Here is an 8,042-nt window from a genome sequence, read left to right as displayed (position 1 = left end):
GTCGACCGGGGTGATGCGTATATGGCGGCAGAGCAAAGCGGCCGGACCCACCCCCGCGGGCGGGTGGCGGGGTTGATCAGATTTTGGAGAGGTTGCCGACCGCGCGCTCGACCGCGGTGCAGCGGTTCTCCACGTAGTCGAGACCCGCCTCGGTGGCCAGCTTGCGGGCCTCGTCGGAGACGATGTCGAGCTGCAGCCAGACGGCCGGCGCGCCCGCGGCGATCGCGTCGCGCACCACGTCCGGTGCGTCCGGTGCGGGTCGGAAGACGTTGACCAGGTCGATCGGGAACGGGATCTCCGCGACCGAGCGGTAAACCCGTTCGCCGAACAGCTCGTCGGCGTGCGGGTTGACCGGGATGATCCGCCAGCCGTGGCGCTGCAGCTGCAGGGGGACGGTGTGTGCGGGCTTCCGGGGGTCGCGCGACGCGCCGACCACCGCGATCACCTTGGCGTCGGCGAGGAGTTGCTGAGCATCACGCATGCGATCGACTTTATCTCCGGTGCGCCGCGGTCGACTGCTCTGCCGCGGGCGCCGTCGCCTGCCGCACGACGGGGGCCGACGGACCGGCGGGCAGGGCGGGCGGGGCGCCGCCGTCGCGGAGCCGGCGGGAAAGCCGCTCCAGCTCGGCCGGCCGGCCGATCGAGGCGCGGTGCTCGGGGTGCGCGACGTAGTAGCGGATCGCGTCGGCCAGGAACCAGGGGTGGATGTCGAGCACGTCGATCGGGACGTCCAGGCGGGACCGGCGCTCGCTGGGCGGCCGGACCAGGTAGCTCGTGCCGATAAACAGCTCCAGCCGCTGGGTACGCAGCCGCGGCGCCCACGGCGTGCCCGGCCGGATCGCCGCCCAGGGCACCTCGATGCGGTGCAGCCGGCCCGGGACCCGCAGCCCCTCGGCGCGCAGCTCCACCGTGGTGGGCACCAGCAGGGCGCGGGCGAGCAGGGCCGCCGCGAGCAGGCCGAACAGCAGCGAGAGGAGGCCGTCGAGCAGCCCGCCGCCGCCGTCGAGCCGGTCGATCGCCAGCGCCGCCTGCGAGGTCAGCACCAGCACGAACGCGGCCGTCTCGATCGTGCGCCGGCGGTTGGTCGGTGCCACGAAGGTCTCGCCGCGGAGCTCGAAGCTCGCCGGCCCGGCCGGCCGCCAGCCGATCAGGGCGACCAGCGCGCCGACCCCGGCCACCGTCGGGCCGAGGTGCAGCAGGAGGTCGAGCACCAGCACCGGGATGTCGAACGCGATCGCGGCCACGCCCCAGACCACGCCGAGGGCGGCGGCGCCGAGCAGCCATCGCTGGTGCATGCGCGGGAGCCTACCGGGCATCGGTCGGCGTCAGTCGTCGTGCCCGACCCGTACCGGTTGACCACCCTGGCACCGGATTTTGATCTCGGAGTGGTCGCCGCCGGTGCTCTCGAACTTCACCTCGGCCTCGTCGTCCGGACCGACGTCGCTGTCGCGCAGTGTGTAGCCGTCGGCCGGCCGCCAGGTCACGATCGAGGCCTGGTCACCGGTGCACCGGGCCGTGACGAGGCCGCCACTGATGGAGAACGTCCGCATCTGTCCGTCCTGGTGCGGGCTCGCGGTCGGCGTCCCGGTCGCCGTCGGGGCGGCGGTCGTCGGCCGCGTGGTGGGTCGGCTGCTCGCGGCGGCCAGGTCGCGGGCCACGTCGGCCTGGCTGCGCACGCCGCCGGGCGTGCCGGTGAGGCTGTCACCGACCAGGCGGACGGCGCCGATGCCGGCGAGCGTCGCGACGAGCACGACGGCCAGCCAGCCCAGGACGGCGAGACTCCGGCGGGACAGCACCAACCGACTATGCACCGCGCGGCGCTAAGAGCGGCACTGCCCGACGCTAAGAGCGGGTTAAGGGCGCCGGCCGGCCGGGCGCGCGGGCGATACGGTGCGTGCTGTGCCGCGCCTGTTGCTCATCGAGGACGATCCGGCGATCCGCACGCCGCTGCTGCGGGCGCTGCGCGATCGCGGGCACGCCGTGGCGGCGGCGACGACCGCGATGGACGGCCTCCGCGCCGCCCTTGACGAGCGCCCGGACCTGGTCGTCCTCGACCTCGGGCTGCCCGACGTCGACGGCGCCGAGCTGCTGCGGATGCTGCGCGCGGTGAGCCGGGTGCCGGTGATCGTGGCGACCGCCCGGGACGCCGAGCCGGAGATCGTCCGGGTGCTCGACGCCGGCGCCGACGACTACCTGGTCAAGCCGTTCACCGCGGCCCAGCTCGACGCCCGGGTGCGGGCGGTGCTGCGCCGCGCGGGGTCACCCGCCGCGGCCGACGAGACCATCGTCGTCGGCGGCCTCGAGATCGACCCCAGGTCACACGGTGTACGCCTCGACGGCGCGCCCCTGGATCTGACGCCACGCGAGTTCGACCTGCTGCACCACCTGGCGACCCGGCGGGGCGAGGTCGTGACCAAGCGCGAGCTGCTGACCGAGGTGTGGCAGATCCCGTACGGCGGCGCCGACAAGACCGTCGACGTGCACCTGTCCTGGCTGCGCCGCAAGCTGGGGGAGACGGCGGCCGAGCCGCGCTACCTGCACACGGTCCGCGGTGTCGGGGTGCGGCTGGCCGCACCGGGCGACCCCTGATGCGGCGGCGACTGACGTTGCTGGTCGCGGCGACCACGACGCTGACCCTGATCGCGTTCCTGGTGCCGCTGGCGCTGCTGCTGCGCGGCGTTGCCGAGGACCGGGCGACCGGCCGCGCGACGGCCGACGTGCAGGGCATCGTCGCGGTGGTCGGCGTCGGCGACCGGGACGCCATCGCGCTGACCGTCGACCAGCTGGTCGCGTCGGGGCGGCCGGTGACCGTGTTCCTGCCGGACGGCGGTCCACCGCTGGGCGAGCCGGCCGCGCGTACGCCCGCGGTCGAGCTGGCCGCCACGGGCACGAGCCTGACCGCGGCGCTGGACGGCGGCCGGGAGATCGTGATCGGCGTCGGCCGGTCCGGCGGCACCGCGGTCATCCGGACGGTCGTGCCCGAGGCCGACCTGCACGCCGGCGTGACCCGGGCGTGGCTCGTGCTCGCGGCGCTCGGGCTGCTGCTCGTGCTGCTCGGCCTGCTCGTCGCGGACCGGCTGGCGCGCAGCCTGGTGCGGCCGATCGACGACCTGTCGGCGGTCTCGCACCGGCTCGCCCGCGCGGAGCTTGGTGCCCGCGCGGCCGTGCCGGCCGGGCCGCCGGAGCTGCGCGAGGTCGCCGGCGCCCTCAACCACCTGGCGGAGCGGATCCAGGTGCTGCTCCGCGAGGAGCGGGAGCAGGTGGCCGACCTGTCGCACCGGTTGCGTACGCCGTTGACCGCGTTGCGGCTCGAGGCCGAGTCGGTGCGCGACGCGGCCGACCGCGCGCGGGTGGCGGCCGGTGTGGACGCGCTCGAGCGGGCGGTCACCGGGCTGATCCGCCAGGCGCGGTGGCGCAGCGCCGAATCGGACTCCGCCGCCTGCGACGCGGCCGCCGTGGTGCGGGACCGGGTGGAGTTCTGGTCGGTGCTGGCCGAGGACACCGGTCGGGAGATGCGGCTGTCGCTGGTGGACGGGCCGTTGCCGGTCGCCGTGGCCGCCGACGAGCTGGCGGCCGCCGTCGACGCGCTGCTCGGGAACGTGTTCGCGCACACGCCGGACGGGACTCCGTTCGGGGTGTCGCTCTCGGCCGACCGGGTCCTGGTCGTGTCGGACGCCGGGCCAGGGCTGGGCGACGCGGTGGTGTCGCGGGGGGTCAGTCAGGGCGGCGGCACCGGTCTGGGGCTGGACATCGCGCGGCGAGCGGCCGGCGGGTCCCTGCACATCTCGGACAATCCCGGTGGAGGCGCGGTGGTCACACTGCGGCTCGCCGCGGTCTTAACGCGTCCTTAGTGGTCGCACAGCGCGCCGCTATCCCTGGTCGGACGAACGTCGTCGGTATCACCCCGATACGGAGGTCACGACCAATGAAGCGCACAGCAGTGATCATCACGGTGGCCGGGATGGCGGCCCTCGCCGTCACGGGTACGGCGCTGGCCGCCGCGCAGGACGACGGCCCCAGCCCGCTGACCGGGATCGGCAGCGCGGTGGACCCGACGGCCGAGCCGACCGACGACCGGACCACCACCGCCGAGCCGAGCCCGGACGACTCGCCGACCAGCACGCGGGCGCCGCTGTCGGACGGCATCGGTGCGGAGAAGGCGCGGCAGATCGCGCTGGACCGGGTCGGCGGCGGCACGGTCACGGAAATCGAGTCTGAGCTGGAGCACGGGTTCGCCACCTGGAAGGTGGAGATCGTGCGCGGCGGCGTCGAGTTCGACGTCTACGTCGACCGCGCCACCGGCACGATCGTCAAGGCGGACGCCGACGACCGGCTTTCCGGTGGGCGGGACGACAGCCCCACCCACGACGCCGACGACGACAAGGGCGGCGAGCGCGGCGGCCACGGCTCGGACGACGGCCCCGGCGACGACCGCGGCGGTGACCGTTCCGGGCACGGCGGGCGGCACTGACCGGCCAGACCCTGATCGCCACCCCGTCCGCGCCGGGCCGGGGTGGCGATCGCTGTTCCAGACTGGTCGGGTGACCTTGATCCTCGGACGGCGGGACATCGCCGCCGCCATCGACCTCGACGCCGTGCTGGAACTGCTGACCAACGGCTTCCGTGCCGCCCCGCCGGAGCCGGCGCCCCAGCGGGTGCGCACCGACCTGCCCGGTCCGGGCACCGCGACCTGCCTGATCCCGGGCCTGTTGCCGGACGTGCCCGCGTACACGGTGAAGGTCAACGCGAAGTTCCCGGCCGCGGCGCCGGCCCTGCGCGGGGTGGTCTGCCTGCACGCCCTGGCCGACGGTGAGCTGCTCGCGCTGCTGGACTCGGCCACCGTCACCGCGTGGCGCACGGGCCTGGCCGCGGCGGTGGCGACGCACGCGCTGGCCCCGGCCGGCGCGGCCACGCTCGGGTTCGTCGGCGCCGGGGTGCAGGCCGCGACGACACTGGCCGGCCTGCGCCACCTCCGCTCGTGGTCCGGCATCGTGGCGACCGACCTGGACGCGGCCCGCGCCGCGGCCCTGCCGGCGACGGTCGCGCCGGACGCCCGGGCGGTCGCGGCGGCGGCAGACGTGGTCGTGCTGGCCACCTGGTCCCGGGCGCCGCTGCTCGCGCTCGCCGACGTCCGCCCGGGCCAGCACCTGACCTCGCTCGGCGCGGACGAGCCCGGCAAACGAGAACTCGCCACCGACCTGCTGGCCGCGAGCCGGGTGATCGTCGACGACACGGACCTCGCCGTCTCCGGCGGCGCCCTCGGCAGCGCGGGCCTGCCCGCCGCCACCGCCGCCGGCACGCTGGGCGGGATCCTGCGCGGCGAACTGCCCGCCGTGGCACCCGCGTCGCAGCCGAGCGTCTACACACCGGTCGGCCTGCCCTGGCAGGACCTGGCCCTGTCCTGGGCGGTCTACCAGCACGCGCTGCGCGCCGGCACGGGCACGCGCGTGGACCTGCTCGCCTGAGAAGGTGTACGGATGTCGTACGTCCTCGAGGCCGTGCTGGGCCGGACCGAGGTGTTGCGGGCCGCCGTGCGCGGGCAGTCGGCCGCCGCCGTCGTCCTGCTGCCGCACGAGCTGGCGATGGTGCCGATGACCGACGCGCTCTTCGACGCGCTGGGCGGCTCACCGGTGCTCGGGTTCGAGAAGCTGCCGGCCGGTTTCGCCGAGGTGCTCGCGAGCTGCTCGGCGACGGGCCCGGTCGGCTACGTGGAGGCCGATTTCTTCGGCGGGCTCGGCACCCAGCGGGCGGTGCTGTGGGCGGCCGGAGCGCTCGCCGCCGGCCCGCTGTCCCTCGAGGAGGAGGAGCCGTTCGGCCCGGACGGCAGCCCGATCTCGCAGATCCTGCGCCGGCTCGGCGTGCCACGCCAGGCCCGCCAGGACGAGTTCGACGCGGTCGGCCTCGGCCGCCACCGCTGGACCGACGAGTGGGCCCGATGACGGTCGCGGCGCGTCGTCGCGTTCAGTCGATGAGGGTCGTGATCCGCACGGCGGCGGCCAGTGCGTCGGAGTGCCCCGTCCGCGTGTAGACCTCGGCCGCCGTGTCCGTGAACTTGATGACGTGCTCGTCTCCGTGCTCGACCGCGCGCGCGACGACCTCGGCCGCGGCGTCGGGGCCGTCCGGTGCGGCCGGCAGGACCGCGCGCGGTGCGGCGTCCGCCGGCGCCCAACCCGCGTGGATGGCGGCGCTGGCCGTCCAGACCGCGGACAGGCTCGGTGCCCACAGCTCCCGCGGCAGCGCCGGCAGCGTGTGCAGGACCGCGTTCGGCGCGGTCGCGGTGTGCACGAGCAGCACCGGGCTCGCGTGGCCGTACCGGAGGTAGCGCAGCGTCGCGGCCGTGACCAGGTCGGTCAGCGTCGCCCGGGTCCGCTCCGGGTCGGCAGCCGGGCCGAGCGCCGCGAGCGCCCGCGGCCACGCCGCCATCCGCGCCAGTTGCCCGAACCGGCTGGCCACGTTGCCGGTCTGGTCGGGGACGCGGGGCAGGGCGTCCATCGCGGCGCCGGCGTCCGCCGCGGGTGGTGCGGTCAGGCCCGGATCGCCACCGGGTACGCCCCGGAAGCGCGCCGCCCAGAACGCCAGCCCGTGCGCCAGCTCGTCCAGTGCCTGCTGGTGCTGCGCGCCGGCGAGCAACGCGCGCACCACATGCCCGACCCGGATCACGCCGTGCGTGGTGCCGGCCGCGATGCCCGGCAGCAGCCGCGGCCACCAGCGCGCGAGCACGTCCCGCCACGGCTGCTCGGCCAGCTGCCGGCCGAAGTACGCCGTCCAGTCGCCCACCCGCCGGCCCGCGCCGAGCGCCTCGGCCCAGTTCTCGTCGGTGATCCGGTCGTCGGCTGCCGGGAGCGGGTCCAGCCGCCGCGTGTACCGGTCGACCCAGCCGTCGACCACGTCGACGTACCCCCGGCGGATCAGCACCTCGACCGCCATCGGGCCGTGGTTGGTCAGCTGGTCCTCGCCCCATTCGGGACCGCTGCGGTGGAACCGCTGGTACGCCTCGTGCAGCACGCCGCCCGTGTTCGTCATGCGACCAGCCTGCCGCCGCGCGCCGGCGGGGTCATCCGTGGCGATCACCTATCCGTACCACCCAGCGCCGGTCGGGGATGATGGTGCGATGCGGGGCGAGCCGGTGTCGGAACGCGAAGCCGAGGTCCTCGCCCTGCTCGGCGAGCACCTGTCCAACGCGGAGATCGCGGCGAAGCTGCACATCTCGGTGCGTACCGTCGAGCATCACGTCTCCGGGCTGTTGCGCAAGCTCGGTGCGGCCGACCGCCGCGCGCTGGCCCGGGCAGTCGCGGCGGCGCCCGCCGTGGCCGGGGTGCCGGTGGCGCGGGACTCGTTCGTCGGTCGGGCGCACGAACGCGACGCGCTGCTCGCCGCGCTCGGCCGGCCCGGGCTGGTGACGATGCTCGGGCCTGGTGGCGTCGGCAAGACCCGACTGGCCGCGGTGCTCGCGGCCGGGGTTCCGTGCCGCGGCGCGTTCGCCGACCTGGTGCCGGTCCGCGCGGGCTTCGTCGACCAGGCGGTCGCCGCGGCGCTCGGGGTGACCGAGGGCGCGGGGCAGCCGCTGCGCGAGGCGATCCTCGAACGGCTCCGCGGCGGGCGGGTGCTGCTGGTGCTCGACAACTGCGAGCACGTCGTCGACGCGGTCGCCGGGTTCGTCGACCGGGTGCTGGCGGCCTGTCCGGCGTGCACGGTGCTGGTGACCAGCCGTGAGCGTCTCAACGTGCCGGGGGAGCAGGTCGTGCCGATCGGTCCGCTGCCGCTGGCGGCCGACGCCGAAGCGCTGTTCCTCGATCGCGCCCGCGCGGTGGACCCGGCGTTCGTCGCCGACCCCGCGGACGTGGCCCTGCTCTGCGCGCGGCTCGACGGCATGCCGCTGGCCATCGAGCTCGCCGCGGCGCGCAGCGCGTCGCTCGGTGTCGCCGGGCTGCTGGCCGGCCTCGACGACGCCCTGCGCCTGCTGGACGGCGGCCGGGGCGGCGCCGAGCGGCACCGGTCGCTGCGCGCCGTGCTCGGTTGGAGCGACGAGCTGCTCGACGACG

General features: G+C 75.7%; 10 protein-coding genes. 6 read left to right on the top strand and 4 right to left on the bottom strand.

What is annotated here, in order from left to right:
* Positions 1 to 76: 76 nt before the first annotated feature.
* From AB0H87_RS34300 to AB0H87_RS34290, 3 genes are read right to left on the bottom strand one after another with little or no spacing between them, the layout of a single operon-like run.
* Entirely contained in the window at positions 77 to 481 is a 405-nt protein-coding gene (locus tag AB0H87_RS34300; RefSeq protein ID WP_360155358.1) for a CoA-binding protein, read from the bottom strand.
* A gap of 10 nt (positions 482 to 491) precedes the next feature.
* A complete protein-coding gene (locus AB0H87_RS34295; RefSeq protein WP_360155355.1) occupies positions 492 to 1,295 on the bottom strand; it encodes a hypothetical protein in 804 nt (267 codons plus the stop codon).
* 30 nt (positions 1,296 to 1,325) lie between these two features.
* The gene (locus AB0H87_RS34290) at positions 1,326 to 1,796 is read right to left on the bottom strand and encodes a septum formation initiator (protein WP_360155352.1); all 471 of its coding nucleotides are present in this window, start codon (positions 1,794 to 1,796) and stop codon (positions 1,326 to 1,328) included.
* Between the two features lie 103 nt (positions 1,797 to 1,899).
* Between AB0H87_RS34290 and AB0H87_RS34285 the strand changes: the two genes are divergently transcribed.
* From AB0H87_RS34285 to AB0H87_RS34265, 5 genes are all read left to right on the top strand, one after another.
* A complete protein-coding gene (locus AB0H87_RS34285) occupies positions 1,900 to 2,589 on the top strand; it encodes a response regulator transcription factor (protein WP_360155349.1) in 690 nt (229 codons plus the stop codon).
* On the top strand, positions 2,589 to 3,851 hold the full coding sequence (locus tag AB0H87_RS34280) for a HAMP domain-containing sensor histidine kinase (RefSeq protein ID WP_360155346.1): 1,263 nt from the start codon (positions 2,589 to 2,591) through the stop codon (positions 3,849 to 3,851). The genes AB0H87_RS34285 and AB0H87_RS34280 overlap by 1 nt, the downstream gene beginning before the upstream one ends.
* Positions 3,852 to 3,925: 74 nt before the next feature.
* Positions 3,926 to 4,471 carry a PepSY domain-containing protein gene (locus tag AB0H87_RS34275; protein ID WP_360155343.1) on the top strand — a complete coding sequence of 182 codons (546 nt, stop codon included), beginning with the start codon at positions 3,926 to 3,928 and terminating at the stop codon, positions 4,469 to 4,471.
* 70 nt (positions 4,472 to 4,541) lie between these two features.
* Positions 4,542 to 5,465, top strand: coding sequence for an ornithine cyclodeaminase family protein (locus AB0H87_RS34270; protein ID WP_360155340.1), 924 nt, complete (start codon positions 4,542 to 4,544; stop codon positions 5,463 to 5,465).
* A 12-nt stretch (positions 5,466 to 5,477) separates the two neighbouring features.
* Positions 5,478 to 5,939 carry a hypothetical protein gene (locus AB0H87_RS34265; RefSeq protein ID WP_360155337.1) on the top strand — a complete coding sequence of 154 codons (462 nt, stop codon included), beginning with the start codon at positions 5,478 to 5,480 and terminating at the stop codon, positions 5,937 to 5,939.
* A gap of 22 nt (positions 5,940 to 5,961) precedes the next feature.
* Here the strand turns inward: AB0H87_RS34265 and AB0H87_RS34260 are convergent, their stop codons facing one another.
* On the bottom strand, positions 5,962 to 7,023 hold the full coding sequence (locus AB0H87_RS34260; RefSeq protein WP_360155334.1) for a hypothetical protein: 1,062 nt from the start codon (positions 7,021 to 7,023) through the stop codon (positions 5,962 to 5,964).
* An 88-nt stretch (positions 7,024 to 7,111) separates the two neighbouring features.
* Between AB0H87_RS34260 and AB0H87_RS34255 the strand changes: the two genes are divergently transcribed.
* Positions 7,112 to 8,042: LuxR C-terminal-related transcriptional regulator (locus AB0H87_RS34255; protein WP_360155331.1), on the top strand; the 931-nt coding region annotated here is incomplete at its 3' end.

Source organism: Asanoa sp. NPDC050611 (assembly GCF_040654855.1).
GTDB lineage: Bacteria > Actinomycetota > Actinomycetes > Mycobacteriales > Micromonosporaceae > Asanoa.
This window is presented reverse-complemented; position numbering and strand designations above follow the sequence as displayed.